The sequence below is a fragment of the Bacillus sp. B4EP4a genome (assembly GCF_006680105.1).
GTDB lineage: Bacteria > Bacillota > Bacilli > Bacillales > DSM-1321 > Peribacillus > Peribacillus simplex_E.
In genome coordinates, this window is record NZ_VHIK01000042.1 from 1 (window position 1) to 15,858 (window position 15,858).

Genomic DNA, 15,858 nt, shown 5'->3' on the forward strand with positions numbered 1-15,858 from the left:
TGAGTTTCGAGATTTCACTCAGGAATTGGAGTGTTTACTCGTAAAGTTGTGCGTTACTCGTGAATTCAATGCTTTTACTCGTGAGTTTTGAGCTTTTACTCGTGAATTTCGGCCTTTTACTCGTGAGTTTTGAGCTTTTACTCGTGAGTTTCGAGATTTCACTCAGGAATTGGAGTGTTTACTCTAAAGTTGTGCGTTACTCGTGAATTCGATGCTTTTACTCGTGAGTTTCTTTCACTTCTTTTGGCGAAACAGCAATACGAGTTGCCTTTATATTGTTTTTCTTTAATGTTCCCGTTCGGATAAAAGAAACAAAAAAAAGACAGGATTCCTTTTCACAAAAGGAATCCTGTCTTTTTTAATTACAAATTATTTTGCAGCACTGTAACGTTTTGCAACTTCATCCCAGTTTACAACATTCCAGAAAGAATTGATGTATTCAGGACGGCGGTTTTGGTAGTTTAAGTAGTAAGCATGTTCCCAAACGTCCAATCCAAGAAGCGGTGTTTTACCTTCTGATAATGGATTGTCTTGGTTCGGTGTGCTTGTTACTTCCAACTCGCCATTGTTGACTGCAAGCCAAGCCCAGCCAGATCCAAAACGAGTAGTAGCCGCTTTAGCGAACTCTTCTTTAAAGCTGTCAAAGCTTCCGAATTTTGAAGTGATAGCATCCGCTAATTCACCAGTTGGTTGTCCGCCGCCGTTAGGTGAAAGGATTTCCCAGAATAAAGTGTGGTTAGCATGTCCGCCACCATTGTTGCGTACAGCTGTACGAACAGCTTCAGGTACTGCGTCAAGGTTAGCGACGATTTCTTCAACGCTTTTGCTTAGAAGTTCTTGGTTGCCTTCTAGCGCATTGTTCAGGTTTGTCACATATGTGTTGTGATGTTTAGTGTGGTGAATGTTCATTGTTTCTTTGTCGATGTGTGGTTCTAATGCATCATATGCATACGGTAATTGTGGAAGTTCAAAAGCCATAATAAAATTCCTCCCTATGTAAGCTGTTTTTTTGAGGGCTTCAGTTCTCGAAAGATACCTAAAGCTCGCTAGCAATAGAGTATCAAATTTTTGTAACCGTTTCAAACCTTATGCCTCAATTTTTCATTTTTCGATTTTATTTCCTATGAGAATACCACGAATATAAAATATCCTATCATCAAAAGTTGAATGATCCCTTTTGTGATTACGCTGCTTATAAAGCCTACAACGGAACCAAGGCCGATTTTTGAAGCAGTAACCGGGTCTTTTTTATGTACTATTATCTCAGCCAGGAATGCCCCGATGAATGGACCTATTAGTATTCCGACGAACGGAATCACGAATGGCCCGACCAGAAGCCCAATCGTACTGCCCCAAATTCCCGCTTTCGTGCCTCCATACTTTTTGACCCCGACCATGTTCGCAATATAATCAGCTGCGAATAAAAGGATGACGAATAAAATTTGGACCGTCCAGAAAAACCAGCCAAATGGTTCAAAAGAATAAAATAGTCCATATAACAATATTCCGCCGAAAATGAACAAAACACTTGGGATGATTGGAAAAATCAGACCGACAAATCCCATTATGAACATGAGGGTAATTATTATCCAAAATAGTGTATCCATAACTAAAACGCCCCTTTCTCATTTCATTTATAATTTGACTTTATCTCTCCATAATTACCTCATTACTGATGGTTGAAACCAATGAAGCGGAATACAGGTTGTTTTATTTTTCCCATATAGTTAAAATTGGTTAGGAATCTTATATAGTTAGGTGCTGAAAACATGAACATATTCAAACAACTGTGGGTAAGCTTATATTCTCCAAAAGATATCGCTTCCTTTCAAAACCAAGGTATCGGGAAAACGATTTTATTCGTTTTCTTTATAAGTCTCATCGCCTTTCTCCCTTCAGCTTTTTATTTCGGTACAATGGTAGCTGACGGAATAGATGCCATGCACGAAACAGTATCCGAAGACTTACCGCCATTTGAAATCAAAAATGGCACGTTGACGACTGAAAAAGATGAGCCATTTAGCCTGAATAAAAACGGATATCAAATTTTTGTAGATGGCACGGGAGCCTTGACCCCGGAAGAAGTAGCTGCAAAAGCTGATGAGGCTGTCGCGCTTTTAAAGTCTGATCTGGTTTTCGTATCCGGAGGCAACGTGCAATCCTCTCCATATTCAGTTCTGGAGGGAGATAATCAGGAAATATCCACTTGGCTTGATTCAGTTGAATCTGTGCTGCCGATCATCCTTCCATTGCTTCTACTTATATTATACCTGTTTACTGCTAGCGGAATCTTCATTAAAGTGACAATCCTTGCCGCTTTCGGTCTTTTTTTCAAAAATGCTCTTGGCCGTCCTCTTTCCTATCGGCATCTTTGGAGAATCGGTGCATACAGCATAACGCTTGCCACCATATTCTTCACCATCATGGATGCTTTTCAAGCAAATGTACCATTCGCTTCCATCATTAGCTGGTTTGTGACATTGATGATGTTATATTTATCCATTAAAGAAACATCAGCCAATAAGATCGGAAATTGACATTAAAAAGTTTCGAACTCAGACTGTAGGCAAACTCGATGAGAATCGAGTTTGCCTACAGTCTTTTATGAGTTTGTAAAATTGGAACGTAGGGCACTGACTTTCCGCGGGCGGTCCTCTTTGCGCCTGCGGGTTCTCCCTTAGACGCGCTTTTCTAAGCAGGAGTCCCGCGCACACCCGTTCCAATCATCTTGTAAATTTTGATAGAACTCATTAGTCTACAAACCAAGATCCGACCCGCCTGCTCCAGATCTTTTTGCTTTTGGATAAAATCGAGTAATCCATGCCTTTCCCGCATATGACTACAGTAATCATTTTTTATATCTACTTAATTCGACAAAATACTCACCAAGTTATTCCTATACTTATGGTTGAAATAGTATTTAAGGGGTGATAGACGTGAAGAGAGTCATATTGATGTACAGTGGTTGTTACTCATAATGGAGGCAAAAACGAGCGGTCTGACCCTAAAGGAAATTCGCTCCTTTCTTAGCACACATTCAAATAATAAGGATGTTACTCAACCGAAATAGAAAATTTGATTGGTCACTCTCACATTCCATTTGAAAAATTGCCCATTTTTAGGCATATTTTTTGTCCCCTCCAAGTATGATGAATTAAAGACAAGCTTGGGAGGATGGAAAATTGAAACGGCTACTGCTTTTTATCTCATTCTGTTTCACTTTATTTATTATTTATTTTGATTTGACTACGGGTACCCTGCCGGCTTCCCATCCACCGGCCTCTACAGGCGAACCGGCCGTGCCGGCCAGCCAGCCTGCATCCACACCATCTGCCGCTTATAAAGAAATCACCATGAAACCCGGGGATACCTTACTCTCCATTGTTGAAACGGAAAAAGACGGATCCAATCAGCCAATCGAAACGATCATCGCTGACTTTCAAAGTTTGAATGAAGGATTGAAGCCCGAAAATATGCAGATTGGCAAAACATATAAGATACCCGTTTATAAATAACTGTCAAAAGGGTTCTGCGCCTTCACAAGTACCATTAAAGGGGTTTTCCAAGCACCAGGTATATCCTGAAATAGGAAAAATCTCATATTGAAATAAGATTATGCGTCCTATTTCCTTGTCAAGCGGTATGTACATTGATACAATATTTCAGAGAAGCAAATTAAAAATCAAAACTGATTTTTTCCTAAAGGAGAGAATTCCACTTGAGTGAAATCATACATCGCACCAAGACGCGGCCAATTAAAGTCGGAAACTTAACGATTGGCGGCAATAATGAAGTTATCGTACAAAGCATGACAACGACAAAAACACATGATGTTGAAGCAACGGTTGCAGAAATCCTTCGTCTTGAAGAAGCGGGATGTCAAATCGTACGTGTCGCCTGTCCGGATGAAAGGGCAGCTGATGCAATCTCTGAGATAAAAAAACGGATAAACATCCCTCTTGTAGTCGATATCCATTTCGATTACAAACTTGCTTTGAAGGCCATTGAAGGCGGAGCGGATAAAATCAGGATAAATCCTGGTAACATCGGACGCCGTGAAAAGGTTGAAGCAGTCGTGAAAGCTGCAAAGGCTAAAGGAATCCCAATCCGCATAGGGGTAAATGCTGGTTCTCTCGAGAAGAAAATCATCGAGAAATATGGCTTCCCGACGGCTGATGGAATGGTGGAAAGTGCTTTACACCATATCAAGATCCTGGAAGACCTCGATTTTCATGACATTATCGTTTCCATGAAGGCTTCCGATGTCAATTTAGCCATCGAAGCATATGAAAAAGCTTCAAAAGCATTCGATTATCCTTTACATCTTGGGATCACGGAATCAGGAACACTGTTCTCCGGGACCGTAAAAAGCGCTGCCGGATTAGGTGCCATCCTAAGTCAAGGAATCGGGAGCACGATGCGTGTTTCCTTAAGTGCCGACCCTGTCGAAGAGGTGAAGGTGGCAAGGGAGCTTCTAAAAGTATTTGGCCTTGCTTCTAACATGGCCACTTTAATTTCCTGCCCTACTTGCGGTCGAATCGAGATTGATTTGATTTCCATCGCCAATGAAGTTGAAGAGTACATCCAGACCGTTAAAGCACCAATAAAGGTATCAGTGCTTGGTTGTGCGGTAAACGGCCCTGGAGAAGCCCGTGAGGCTGATATCGGCATTGCCGGGGCACGTGGTGAAGGTTTATTGTTTAGAAAAGGTCAAATCGTACGTAAAGTGCCTGAAGAGACGATGGTCGAGGAACTGAAAAAGGAAATTGACAAAATCGCTGAAGAGTACTATGAAAAACAAAGAGCCGAAGCTGCTGCTGCAGCTACACTAAATAAATAAAACAAAAAAAATCCCGAATTTTCATTATCGGGATTTTTTTTGTTTGAAAAACCCTTTGATGCATAATGACATCAAAGGGTTTAATGATGCTAAAAGAACGGCAGGATGAATATGGCAACGATGATGGAGACTGCACCTATGCCGATGGCCCATGTACCCAGGTTCGATCCCCGGCTTCTGGCCACTATTCCTACAATGATACCTACAATCCCTAAAATGAAAGGCATCATGAATAACGATAAAATGGAGATGATCAATGATATGACACCAATCACTTTTCCTCTTGATGCCACATCCCCCGAAACATTATCCTCTACAGGTTCATCATTTCTATATGACCTGATTCGCTGAGGTGGTGCTGAAATCTCGGCAGACGTTTCTTCCTGATACCGGTTATCCATATTGGTTATGGTCCCACGACTCTCATATCGTCTGTCATCTTCAGGTGTATCTTCATTATAATACCGTTCATGATGCTGATCATCCACAACGGATGGTTCACTTCCCTCTTTCGCCAATTGCATTTCATCGTCAATACTGGAGTATTGATCTTTTTCCATTCGCGCATCCCTCACTTTCGTTTGTGAAGCATTTATAGTGTATGTAAAAATTGCAGGAACCACCGTGAAAATGGTTTCATGTCTTGGAAATAAATATGGGTTTTTACCAAAGCTATGAGGGGATATGTTACACTATTACAAGTATTGAAAATGAGGAGAGATTCATCATGAAAAAACGTTTTGGCATCGATATAGACGGGACTGTCACAAGACCTGATTCCATGGTCCCCTTTTTAAATAAAGCTTTTCAGCTGAATTTAGCTTATGAAGACATTACAGAATATGACTTATTCCCTTTCGTGAATGTTCCAAAAGAGGATTTCACTAAATGGTTCATTGAGACCGAGCCACTCATCTATTCCGAATCATTATTGGCTGAGGGTGCGAAAGATGTTTTGGAAAAATGGACAGAACAAGCCAACCTTTATTTCATCAGTGCCAGGAGCACCCGCCTATTGGATGTAACGAAGGATTGGTTTTCGACTAATCAAGTCCTATATGATCATATAGAACTTGTAGGTTCTCACGATAAGATTGCTGCAGCCAAAAAATTCGAAGTCGATCTCTTTTTAGAGGACAAGCACGATAACGCAGTGGCGATTTCGGAAGAGTGTAAAATACCCGTGATTTTATTTAATACCCCCTACAATCAAGATCCCGTGCCTGAAAGGGTGATTCGGGTCAACAATTGGCAAGAAGCCTCAGCCTGGGTGAATAATTGGATGTCAGGGAAAGTGACGACTATAAAATGAGACAAGAAAAAACCATTGACTGGAGGTCAATGGTTTTTATGCTTCCAAAGATACGCTACATGCGGGACAGCGTCCGTAAATTTCAAATTTATGCCCCGAAACATCGTAGTCCTTCAAGCTTTCCTGAAGTTCCTGCATCGGGCACAGTTCGATTTCTTTCGTTTTTCCACAATTCAAACAGATGAAGTGGTGATGGTGGGAAGAATGACCGCATGTAAAACGAAAACGCTTTTCCCCTTCCAACTCGGTTGCTTCAAAGATGCCAAGCTCGACAAATAAGGAAAGGTTCCTGTAAATCGTATCAAAGCTTAAACCTGGATAATCCTTTTTCATATTCTCCAATACATCTTTGGCCGTTAAATATTTATCACTGGAAGAGAAAAGCTGAAGCATTTCTTCCCTCTTTCCTGTATGCTTAAAACCTTTATCTTTTAAAAGTTGCATGGCAGTAGTTACGTTCAAAATACATCACCCCATCTATCGATTTTTCCACTTATCAAACAAAATTGACAAGATGAGAATTAGTACAGCTATAATTACAATGGTCCCACCAGGAGCGAGGTCAAGGTTGTATGATAAGAATAATCCGCCAATGACAGAAACTTCACCGAATAATACCGAATAACCAATCATCTGCTTAAAGCCCTTCGCAAAGCGGAGGCTAGCTGCTACCGGGAGCGTCATGAGCGAAGAAACAAGTAATATGCCAATGATTTTCATGGAAGCCGCAATGACCAATGCGACCATGACAATAAAAATAAAATGAATCGCCTTATAAGGTATTCCAGACGCTTTGGCATGCTCTTCATCAAAAGATAACAGAAATAATTCTTTATACAATAAGGTAAGCATCAAGGCTACGACTAGCCCCACTGCCAAAATGACATACAGGTCCGCCCGGCTGACGGCACTGACACTGCCGAATAAATAACCATATAAATCGGTATTGAAACCATCTGCAATGGATATGAAAATGACACTAAGACCCATGCCGCCGGACATTATGATCGGGATTGCAAGCTCTTGGTAATGCTTGTACACCCCTCTTAATTTTTCAATGAATAATGAACCACCTACAGAAAACGCCATTCCAATATAAAGTGGATTCAATCCTGCTAAAGATAGAAAGCTCTTCTGCAGCAATAAACTAAACGCTATACCAGCAAGCGCTACATGACTGAGCGCATCGGAAATCATCGACATCCGCCTTACCACGACAAAAACGCCCACTAATGGCGCAATCGCTCCGATGATGATTCCGGTCAAGAATGCGTTCTGCAAAAATTCAAATTGCAATATCCCCGATATCATTGGGCTATCCTCCAAAACATATTAATGATTATGATTTAAAAATTGGACCCCATGTCCATAAATGGACGAGAGCTCACCTTCATCCAATTCATTATATTCACGGGCATCCCCATGAAAATGAAGCTTTTTATTCAAACAGGCGACATGTGTGACTTTATCGGTCACAGTACCAACATCATGGGTTACTAAAATCAGGGTTATTCCTAATTTTTTATTCAACATCTCAAGCATTTCATAAAATTGATGGACGTTTTTTGAATCAACGCCAACCGTGGGTTCATCCAATATCATCAATTCCGGTTCGCTGACCAGTGAACGGGCAATGAATACCCTTTGCTGTTGGCCTCCGGACAATTCCCCGATATTACGGTTCTGATATTCAAGCATATCCACGGATTCCAGAGCCTTCTTCACCTTTTGCTTATCCTCTTTGCCTGCAAACTTAAACAAGCCAATTTTTTTGGTCAAACCGCTCTGAACCACTTCAAAAACAGTGGCAGGGAATCCTGAGTTGAAGGAATTCGCCTTTTGGGAAACGAACCCGACCTTTTGCCAATCTTTAAAGCGTCGTATGTCTTCCCCGAATATTTCAATTTTGCCCTTTTGAAGCTTGAACAGACCAAGCAGCAACTTCAAAAGCGTTGACTTACCGGATCCATTCGGCCCGACGATAGCTAAGAAGGCCCCTCTAGGAATTTCAAGTGAAACATGTTCCAGCACTAGATCTTTTGTATATTTGTATGATATATCTTCAAATTTAACTATGGGGTTTACTACATTATCCAAAGAGATCACCTTTTTTTTAAGAATCATTACGATTAACAATCGTTAGTATAAATCAAAGAAGTCCAGATGTAAAGAATCCGGTCTTCTTAACAAGTGCCGAAACGCCCCGAATCACCAAAAAAAAGTCATCTGAACCAATTTACCGTAACCAAAACGAAGTTTCATGTTCAAATACGTCTTCCTCCTTCATATGTTTTAACAAAGGAGGAGATCGTTTGAAATTATTTGAAATGATGGTCAATCATAAAATCAACAATATACGCCCCGATGAACTGCTTTCCCTTGCTAAACAGCATAAGGTTTCACTCACTCAAAAACAGGCACAGGATATCACTGCACTTCTAGCCGGTAAAAATATTAACATTTTTGATATACGTCAAAGACAGAATGTACTTGGTCAAATTGCAAAAGTTGCCGGAGCAAGCACAGCCAGGGAGATAGAATCCCTCTTCAACAACCTTACTTCCACTTTTTAAAGATCTTAAGCCTGTTGCTGACAGTCTTTATTTGAGCATATTTACTCCAAATGCAAAATGAAAGGACGATTCATCTTTATTTCAATGAATCGTCCTTTTCTATAATGATTATTGTTGGAATCTGATCTTTTCCAATACATCTTCTTCAAATTGATTATTCTTGAACATATCAATTTCGAATTTATAAGGTGCCTTTTTGTCTTTTTTGTCTTCCCCTACATAAGGTGTTTCCAGGATTTTCGGAACATTGCTTAATTGAGGATGGTGCACAATATCATTCAACGCCTTAAAACCAATATGACCAAATCCAATGTTTTCATGGCGGTCCTTACGGGTGCCGCGTTCGTTTTTGCTATCGTTTATATGAAGAACCTTGATACGGTCAACACCGACCAATTTATCAAATTCATTCAGTACGCCATCAAAATCCTCGATGATATTATATCCGGCATCGTGAGTATGGCAAGTATCGAAGCATACCGATAATTTTTCATTATGGGTTACACCATCAATGATCATCGCCAGCTCCTCGAAAGACCTGCCACATTCAGAACCTTTACCCGCCATCGTTTCAAGGGCAATCTGAACTTTATCGTCGGCAGTCAGCACTTCATTCAAACCTTCGATGATTCTCTTGATTCCCAGTTCACTGCCTGCACCAACATGCGCACCTGGATGAAGTACGATTTGCCTTGCGCCAATCGCTTCGGTCCGATCGATTTCGCTGCGTAAAAAGTTGACTCCAAGCTCATATGTGGCTGGATTCGTGGTATTTCCTATATTAATGATATACGGAGCATGGACTACGATATCGCTGATTCCATTCTCCTCCATATGCAGTCTTCCGGCTTCGATATTTAAATCCTCGATTTTTTTACGTCTTGTGTTTTGAGGGGCCCCTGTATAGATCATGAATGTGTTGGAGCCATACGAAGCCGCTTCTTGACTCGCAGCAAGAAGCATACCTTTCCCGCTCATTGAAACATGCGATCCAATCTTCAGCATCTGATTTCTCCCCTATTTCTTTCTCTGTATACGACGTTCGCGTTTTTTAAAGTTTTCCACATCACGTTGAATTTTCTTCTTGTATCCTGGCTTGACTTTAGTTGGCTTCTTGACGTGCCTGCTCGCTTTAACATCAATATCAGATTTTTGTTTTTTACGGTTTTTCCGTTTATTACGTTCGTCGATATCAACCCAATCACCGTTTTGGATATCGGCATCACGGAACTGAATGCCCATTTTTTCAAGGCGGTTCAATGAATCTTCATCAGAAGTATCATAAATGGTAGTGGCAATGCCTGAATATCCTGCACGAGCCGTCCTACCCGTCCTATGGATATAAAAATCCAAATCTGAAGGCAATTCATAGTTAATGATATGACTTACACCTTCAATATCGATTCCACGGGAAGCCAGATCTGTCGCAACGATGAATTGATATTCCAAATCATTGATTTGCTTCATCATTTTTTTACGCTCACGAGGCGTTAAATCCCCATGAATACGACCGACATTCAATCCTTTTTCGCTCAAGGAATTAGCCACATGATCCGCCATTTTCTTTGTGTTCGTGAAAACAATCGCCAAATATGGATTATAACGAACGATGATATCATGAAGTAACTGCTCTTTGTTACGGTGACGAAGCGGTATAAGAACATGTTCAATTTTCGAAGCTGTCGCCTGCTTGGGATTTACTTGAACATACTTTGGATTCTCCATGTATTTATTCAAAAACGGCTTCAACTTTTCTGGGATGGTTGCCGAAAAGACAAGCATTTGAATTTTTTCAGCCATACGTGATGCAAATAAATCGACATCTTCAATGAATCCCATGTCTAGCATAAGGTCCGCTTCATCGACTACAAGCATTTTAGCTGTATACACCTGTAATGCCTGAGCTTCAACCAAGTCCTTGATCCGGCCCGGCGTACCAATTACCAATTGTGGCTGTGTCTTCAATTTGTCTATCATTCGCTGTTTATCAGTGCCACCGATGAAACAACGGACTTGAATCTGCTCATCCTCAGGGAAATGGTCAGCAATTTTCAAAGCTTCTTTGTAGATTTGGTTCGCTAACTCACGGGTTGGTGCGGAAATAATCGCTTGAACCTCATTTTTACCAGCATCAAGCCTGTTCATGATTGGCAGCAAATAGGAATGTGTCTTTCCTGTACCTGTCTGCGACTGGCCAATTAAGCTACTTCCCTTTAAAAGCGACGGAAGCACGCGCTCTTGAATTTCCGTCGGCTTATCGAACCCTAAAGTGCGAACCGCATCTAGAATGTAGCTTTTCAAATTAAATCGTTCAAATTGATTTTGTTTCATCAAAAAACTCCTTTATCCTGTCAGTCATTAGACATGTCCTGTTATTATAATAAATTTTACACAAAAAGCGCAAGCGCCTTGGGTTGCTAATGAAGAAAATAGGGATTGTCCCATAAGGCGCTTTTTGCCTTGTGAGGGCTATCCTCTTTTTCACATCGAGCTAGGCGCTGAAGCTGGATTACACAAAAAGCGCAAGCGCCTTGGGTTGCTCGTGAAGAAAATAGGGATTGTCCCATAGGTCAGGCCATCTACTTTTTTCCCTGTGACCCATTTAATTAAATCACAAAAGCGCATGCGCTGAGGTTAGTTCTCTTAAAATGGACTCTTGCAAACGAAAAGCCCCTGTCCTGGTCATAGCGTATCCCCCGCAGACATGGAGCTAAAAGACTACCGTTACCATCTTACCTTCTTTCCGGTTACTTCACAACTGCCCAGTCACTCTTTCCTCAAACCTTTTTTGCCGAGTTGCATAATTTATATAGAAGATTACACCGCATATAAAAACTGAGGAGGTGAAACCTATGTTCCCAAATAGAAATCGTCAACCCGGACCCGGTTTTCAGCCACCCAATGGGCGAAGGATGCAGCAGCACCCTGCTCCATTCGGACAGTCACGGCAAATTCCCCATCCTTATCAGCAGATGCAGCGGCCGATGGTCCAAAACAGACCGCAGATGCCACAGGGACCCCAAGGTTTCCGAGGCCCTTTCACCCAACCGCAGCGGCAGGAAATGCCGCCAGCAAAGAAAGAAGGGTTATTGTCAAAAATACTCGGTAAGTCGAAACAAAAAGGAGCTTCTCCCAATTTGTTTGCGCCAGCCGCTTCCACTAACAAAAGTTCTTCAAGAAGCAGCGGAGGCGGTATTTTAGAAACATTAAAAAACCCCGATTCGCTTAATAATATGCTTTCCAACACGCAAAAAGTGTTGCAGGCGGCGGAACAATTCACGCCTATGGTGGAACAATACGGGCCAGTTGTTAAAAATTTGCCTTCCATGTGGAAAGTTTTCAAGAGCATATCATCAGCCGGTGGGACCGAGGACGAGGGAGCTTCCGTTGAAAGCGGTCCAAAGGTTGAGGAACAAAAAAACAGTGAGGTAAAAACGGATTCCAAGAAAAAAGATAAAGCTAAAGAAGCTAGCCCCATCGCCCAAGTTCGTACCGAAACGAAAAGGGAAAAAAGATCCGGTCCCAAGCTTTATATATAATGCCTGCAAAAAATTTTCCAATAACTGATTTTATGTAAATATGATGTTTTGTAATATCATCTATGGTCTTATATAATAGAAAGGTATAAAAAGTGAGAGTTTCTTGCCTTGAAGGAGGACACATAGATGAAAGTGATTAAAATTTCCCCGCGCGGCTATTGTTATGGCGTTGTCGATGCCATGGTCATCGCCCGTAATGCGGCTTTAGATAAAACCTTGCCACGTCCCATTTACATTTTAGGAATGATCGTGCATAACAAACATGTGACGGATGCGTTCGAAGAAGAAGGCATCATCACGTTGGACGGAAGCAACCGCAACGATATCATCGAACAGGTGGACAGCGGAACCGTCATCTTTACTGCTCACGGCGTTTCACCTGAAATTAGGAAGATTGCTGAGAAAAAAGGTCTTGTGACGCTCGATGCCACATGTCCCGATGTTACCGCAACACATGACTTAATTCGGGAAAAACAAGCGGAAGGCTATCAAATCATTTATATAGGCAAAAAAGGCCACCCGGAACCAGAGGGTGCTGTCGGAGTTGCTCCTGATGTCGTTCACCTGGTTCAAAAAGATGAAGATGTGGAAGCCTTGACTTTGAATAGTGATAAGATCATTGTCACCAATCAAACAACGATGAGCCAATGGGATGTTTTGGATATCATGGATAAGGTCAAGGAAAAGTTCCCGCATGCCGAAGTCCATAAAGAAATTTGTTTAGCGACACAGGTTCGCCAAGAAGCGGTTGCCGAGCAAGCTGGCGAAGCTGATGTTTTAATCGTTGTCGGAGATCCCAAGAGTAATAATTCAAACCGTCTTGCACAAGTATCCCAAGAGATTGCCGGCACGAGAGCTTATCGAATCGCTGACATTTCCGAGTTGAACCTTGAATGGTTAAAGGATGCAGAAACGGTTGCCGTCACTTCGGGAGCTTCTACACCAACTCCGATCACGAAGGAAGTTATCGCATTTCTAGAGCAATACGAAGAAAATGATGAATCGACTTGGAATACCGAAAAGAAAACGCCATTGCATAAGATTTTACCTAAGATTAAAGTGAAGAAATGATTGCACAAAAACAAAGGCAGCCACTAAGGCTGCCTTTTTCGTGTTATTTAAATAAAGCGGAAAGGGTCGGTATTCAGCCGGGATGGAATGAATTCCACATCGTAGTTCTTTTCGCGGCACATTTTTTCAAGGATTCGTGCTACACCTTTTTTCATCACCTTTTCAACATTGTGGCCCGGATCCACGATATTCAATCCAATCATCATCGCGTCATGGGCTGTATGGTAATACATATCACCTGTAACGTAAACATCAGCTCCCTTGAATTTCGCTGTCGTAAAGTATTTATTGCCGTCTCCGCCCAAAACGGCCACTTTTTTTATCGGACTTTGCAAATCTCCAACGACACGCACCTTTTCAACATCGAGAGTCCGCTTCACATGTTCGGAAAATTGTTCAAGTGTCATTTCTTCAGCAAGTACACCAATCTTTCCTAAGCCAAGAGATTCCCCTTTATTCTCCAGTTTATATATATCGTGAGCAACTTCTTCATATGGATGGGCTTTAATCATCGCAGCTAGCACTTTCTTCTCGATATTTTCCGGATATATCGTTTCAACCCGCATTTCAGCTACTTCTTCAAGCTTTCCTTTAGAGCCAATTACCGGTTCACTGCCTTCACCTGGCAAGAAGCGTCCGGTACCTTCCCCCGAAAACGAACAATTGCTGTAGTTCCCGATCGCTCCGGCCCCTGCCTTACCTAGGGCTTCCCTCACCTTTTGTTCGTCGGTCTTTGGAACATATACGACCAATTTCTTTAGAGCTGTCTCGTAAGTTGGAATCAATACCTCTGTGTCCTGCAATTGTAGCGCTTCGGCAAGTAAATCATTCACTCCGCCCTTAGCAACATCCAAATTGGTATGTGCAGCATAAACAGCAATATCATGTTTGATCAGCTTTTCGATGATGCGGCCTCCAGCTGCGTTTGTATCGATCCTTTTCAATGGTCGGTATATAAGCGGATGGTGGGCGATGATCAATTCCACGCCATGTTCTATCGCTTCGTCTACAACCTCTTCCAGCACATCAAGGGCAATCAGCACTTTAGTAACCGGCTTATTGAGCTGCCCGACATGCAGCCCGATTGGATCTCCCTCCATTGCATAATGCTTTGGGGAGAATTGTTCAAACGTTTCAATGATTTCGTGGCCATTCACTTTCTTCACCCTTTAAGCACCTCCTCAATTACTGAAATTTGAGATTTTAATTCATTGCGCTTCGTTTCCAGTCCGCTTCTACCACTTTCATCCAATTGTTCGATGATTCTTTCCAAATGTTTTTTCTCAAGCTGCCATTTTTTTATGAAAATGTCACTGAATTGCTCTCTTAAGTATGGACCGAAAGTAAGGCCGGCTTGCTTGTTTACCCCATAAGGGCGGAGCGGGTCTCCTTTTTTGGCAATTAAGATCTCATAGATTTTTCCATCTTCCTCAAGGATTTCCTCTCCACTAAGTTCCCAGCCGTTTTCGATTAGCCAGCTGCGAACATTCGCTGCACCGACATTAGGCTGAAGGATGAGCCTTTCTGCCTTGCCGAGTTTCCCTTTTCCGCTTTCCAATATACTTGATATTAAAGTCCCGCCCATGCCTGCAATCGTAATGCATGTCGCTTCATCAGGATTCAATACTTCAAGACCGTTTCCTTTACGGACCTCTATCTTGTCCCCAAGCCCCGTCATTGCCACTTGCTTGCGTGCTGACTGATAGGGACCTTCTACAACCTCACCTGCTATAGCGCTGTCACACAAGCCGTTAGTCACCGCATAGCACGGCAAGTAAGCATGGTCTGAACCTATATCTGCAAGGATGCTTCCCTTTGGTATATGTATGGCAACACGTTCTAATCTCATCGATAGTTTTTCATGATTCATATTTATCAACTCTCTTAATTCAAATAATGTCTTACTATAATTAGTTTCCCATTCGATTATACCAAGTTCAATCGAAAAATTGAAGAAAGGAGAAATAGGGCCCTTTCTATCAGGGCAAAAGAAACCTTCCATCTGGAATCTTCCTTTTCCGAAAAATGAAAAACTGACTCAAAGAGTTCGCTTTCCAACGATTTCTTGAGTCAGTTTCATGACTTATTTCAGTCCATGAATATATTCGGCCATGGCGTCAATGTTCTGTTCTTCGACTAAACCTGGTGGCATTGCACCTCGTCCATTAGTGATCACGTTTTTAACCTCGTCCACCGACAGACGATCGCCAACTCCTTTTAGAGCAGGCCCGACACCGCCTTGATAGGCGTCACCATGACAAGAGATACAGTTTTGCTTATAAATGTCCTCAGGTGATGCTGAGGCATTTTCTGTTTCTTCTGTCTTTTCGCCGCCCTCTTTCTCCTTAGCAAGATCTTTGGCATCACCCAAACCTTTAAACGAAAGTAAAAACATAAGTCCAATACCAAAAACCATGATAATAATAAAAGGCATTACTGGATTGCGATTCATAGTATTTCCTCCCCTATGTAGAACCTAAACTTACCATAATTAATATTATATACAAACAGCTATATATTATT

General features: G+C 41.7%; 19 protein-coding genes. 8 read left to right on the forward strand and 11 right to left on the reverse strand.

From position 1 onward, the window contains the following. Positions 1-369: 369 nt before the first annotated feature. Both sodA and FNK51_RS20265 read right to left on the reverse strand, forming a co-directional pair. Complete coding sequence (gene sodA, locus FNK51_RS20260) at positions 370-978, reverse strand: superoxide dismutase SodA (protein WP_034308436.1); 609 nt, start codon at positions 976-978, stop codon at positions 370-372. A 143-nt stretch (positions 979-1,121) separates the two neighbouring features. Continuing rightward, positions 1,122-1,607: a DUF456 domain-containing protein gene (locus FNK51_RS20265; protein WP_098369794.1), complete on the reverse strand. Its 486-nt coding sequence runs from the start codon at positions 1,605-1,607 to the stop codon at positions 1,122-1,124. Positions 1,608-1,769: 162 nt separating this feature from the next. On the opposite strand from FNK51_RS20265, the gene FNK51_RS20270 reads away from it, so the two are divergent. From FNK51_RS20270 to ispG, 4 genes are all read left to right on the forward strand, one after another. Next, positions 1,770-2,537 carry a DUF1189 domain-containing protein gene (locus FNK51_RS20270; RefSeq protein ID WP_098369793.1) on the forward strand — a complete coding sequence of 256 codons (768 nt, stop codon included), beginning with the start codon at positions 1,770-1,772 and terminating at the stop codon, positions 2,535-2,537. Between the two features lie 413 nt (positions 2,538-2,950). After that, positions 2,951-3,070, forward strand: a complete 120-nt coding sequence (locus FNK51_RS20275) for an anti-repressor SinI family protein (RefSeq protein WP_141994480.1) — start codon at positions 2,951-2,953, stop codon at positions 3,068-3,070. Positions 3,071-3,182: 112 nt separating this feature from the next. Then, on the forward strand, positions 3,183-3,515 hold the full coding sequence (locus FNK51_RS20280; RefSeq protein WP_141994474.1) for a LysM peptidoglycan-binding domain-containing protein: 333 nt from the start codon (positions 3,183-3,185) through the stop codon (positions 3,513-3,515). A 203-nt stretch (positions 3,516-3,718) separates the two neighbouring features. Beyond that, entirely contained in the window at positions 3,719-4,840 is a 1,122-nt protein-coding gene (ispG, locus tag FNK51_RS20285; protein ID WP_098369791.1) for a flavodoxin-dependent (E)-4-hydroxy-3-methylbut-2-enyl-diphosphate synthase, read from the forward strand. Between the two features lie 89 nt (positions 4,841-4,929). On the opposite strand, the gene FNK51_RS20290 is transcribed toward ispG, so the two are convergent. Further along, positions 4,930-5,400 (reverse strand): DUF4190 domain-containing protein, encoded by a 471-nt coding sequence (locus FNK51_RS20290; protein WP_286178800.1) that lies wholly within the window; start codon positions 5,398-5,400, stop codon positions 4,930-4,932. A gap of 167 nt (positions 5,401-5,567) precedes the next feature. On the opposite strand from FNK51_RS20290, the gene FNK51_RS20295 reads away from it, so the two are divergent. Further along, positions 5,568-6,152, forward strand: a complete 585-nt coding sequence (locus FNK51_RS20295; protein WP_141994475.1) for a 5' nucleotidase, NT5C type — start codon at positions 5,568-5,570, stop codon at positions 6,150-6,152. Positions 6,153-6,188: 36 nt separating this feature from the next. Here FNK51_RS20295 and FNK51_RS20300 read toward each other — a convergent pair whose 3' ends face one another. The 3 genes from FNK51_RS20300 to FNK51_RS20310 are packed head-to-tail and all read right to left on the reverse strand — an operon-like array spanning position 6,189 to position 8,249. Next, complete coding sequence (locus FNK51_RS20300; RefSeq protein WP_141994476.1) at positions 6,189-6,614, reverse strand: Fur family transcriptional regulator; 426 nt, start codon at positions 6,612-6,614, stop codon at positions 6,189-6,191. 15 nt (positions 6,615-6,629) lie between these two features. Continuing rightward, positions 6,630-7,463 carry a metal ABC transporter permease gene (locus tag FNK51_RS20305; protein ID WP_034308452.1) on the reverse strand — a complete coding sequence of 278 codons (834 nt, stop codon included), beginning with the start codon at positions 7,461-7,463 and terminating at the stop codon, positions 6,630-6,632. 21 nt (positions 7,464-7,484) lie between these two features. Continuing rightward, on the reverse strand, positions 7,485-8,249 hold the full coding sequence (locus tag FNK51_RS20310; protein ID WP_286176880.1) for a metal ABC transporter ATP-binding protein: 765 nt from the start codon (positions 8,247-8,249) through the stop codon (positions 7,485-7,487). Positions 8,250-8,464: 215 nt separating this feature from the next. Between FNK51_RS20310 and FNK51_RS20315 the strand changes: the two genes are divergently transcribed. Next, the gene (locus FNK51_RS20315) at positions 8,465-8,725 is read left to right on the forward strand and encodes a DUF2624 family protein (protein WP_098369787.1); all 261 of its coding nucleotides are present in this window, start codon (positions 8,465-8,467) and stop codon (positions 8,723-8,725) included. A gap of 108 nt (positions 8,726-8,833) precedes the next feature. Here FNK51_RS20315 and FNK51_RS20320 read toward each other — a convergent pair whose 3' ends face one another. Together FNK51_RS20320 and FNK51_RS20325 are read right to left on the reverse strand one after the other, a co-directional pair. Beyond that, positions 8,834-9,730: a deoxyribonuclease IV gene (locus FNK51_RS20320; protein ID WP_098369786.1), complete on the reverse strand. Its 897-nt coding sequence runs from the start codon at positions 9,728-9,730 to the stop codon at positions 8,834-8,836. 12 nt (positions 9,731-9,742) lie between these two features. Beyond that, positions 9,743-11,056, reverse strand: coding sequence for a DEAD/DEAH box helicase (locus FNK51_RS20325; protein ID WP_098369785.1), 1,314 nt, complete (start codon positions 11,054-11,056; stop codon positions 9,743-9,745). A gap of 521 nt (positions 11,057-11,577) precedes the next feature. On the opposite strand from FNK51_RS20325, the gene vrrA reads away from it, so the two are divergent. Both vrrA and FNK51_RS20335 read left to right on the forward strand, forming a co-directional pair. After that, a complete protein-coding gene (gene vrrA / locus FNK51_RS20330) occupies positions 11,578-12,264 on the forward strand; it encodes a VrrA/YqfQ family protein (RefSeq protein WP_098369784.1) in 687 nt (228 codons plus the stop codon). A 126-nt stretch (positions 12,265-12,390) separates the two neighbouring features. Next, a complete protein-coding gene (locus FNK51_RS20335; RefSeq protein WP_141994477.1) occupies positions 12,391-13,335 on the forward strand; it encodes a 4-hydroxy-3-methylbut-2-enyl diphosphate reductase in 945 nt (314 codons plus the stop codon). Positions 13,336-13,382: 47 nt separating this feature from the next. Here FNK51_RS20335 and FNK51_RS20340 read toward each other — a convergent pair whose 3' ends face one another. From FNK51_RS20340 to cccA, 3 genes are all read right to left on the reverse strand, one after another. Then, on the reverse strand, positions 13,383-14,501 hold the full coding sequence (locus FNK51_RS20340; RefSeq protein ID WP_141994478.1) for a Nif3-like dinuclear metal center hexameric protein: 1,119 nt from the start codon (positions 14,499-14,501) through the stop codon (positions 13,383-13,385). Beyond that, positions 14,498-15,205: a tRNA (adenine(22)-N(1))-methyltransferase gene (locus tag FNK51_RS20345; protein ID WP_076366291.1), complete on the reverse strand. Its 708-nt coding sequence runs from the start codon at positions 15,203-15,205 to the stop codon at positions 14,498-14,500. The genes FNK51_RS20340 and FNK51_RS20345 overlap by 4 nt, the downstream gene beginning before the upstream one ends. 213 nt (positions 15,206-15,418) lie before the next feature. Beyond that, the gene (gene cccA / locus FNK51_RS20350; RefSeq protein ID WP_141994479.1) at positions 15,419-15,787 is read right to left on the reverse strand and encodes a cytochrome c550; all 369 of its coding nucleotides are present in this window, start codon (positions 15,785-15,787) and stop codon (positions 15,419-15,421) included. Positions 15,788-15,858 lie beyond the last annotated feature (71 nt).

Coding starts and splice junctions, on each gene's coding strand:
- FNK51_RS20265 (WP_098369794.1), bottom strand. CDS start 1,607: ATGGATACACTATTTTGGATAATAATTACCCTCATGTTCATAATGGGA.
- FNK51_RS20270 (WP_098369793.1), top strand. CDS start 1,770: ATGAACATATTCAAACAACTGTGGGTAAGCTTATATTCTCCAAAAGAT.
- cccA (WP_141994479.1), bottom strand. CDS start 15,787: ATGAATCGCAATCCAGTAATGCCTTTTATTATTATCATGGTTTTTGGT.
- FNK51_RS20335 (WP_141994477.1), top strand. CDS start 12,391: ATGAAAGTGATTAAAATTTCCCCGCGCGGCTATTGTTATGGCGTTGTC.
- FNK51_RS20345 (WP_076366291.1), bottom strand. CDS start 15,205: ATGAATCATGAAAAACTATCGATGAGATTAGAACGTGTTGCCATACAT.
- FNK51_RS20295 (WP_141994475.1), top strand. CDS start 5,568: ATGAAAAAACGTTTTGGCATCGATATAGACGGGACTGTCACAAGACCT.
- sodA (WP_034308436.1), bottom strand. CDS start 978: ATGGCTTTTGAACTTCCACAATTACCGTATGCATATGATGCATTAGAA.
- FNK51_RS20320 (WP_098369786.1), bottom strand. CDS start 9,730: ATGCTGAAGATTGGATCGCATGTTTCAATGAGCGGGAAAGGTATGCTT.
- FNK51_RS20290 (WP_286178800.1), bottom strand. CDS start 5,400: ATGGAAAAAGATCAATACTCCAGTATTGACGATGAAATGCAATTGGCG.
- vrrA (WP_098369784.1), top strand. CDS start 11,578: ATGTTCCCAAATAGAAATCGTCAACCCGGACCCGGTTTTCAGCCACCC.
- FNK51_RS20325 (WP_098369785.1), bottom strand. CDS start 11,056: ATGAAACAAAATCAATTTGAACGATTTAATTTGAAAAGCTACATTCTA.
- FNK51_RS20305 (WP_034308452.1), bottom strand. CDS start 7,463: ATGATATCGGGGATATTGCAATTTGAATTTTTGCAGAACGCATTCTTG.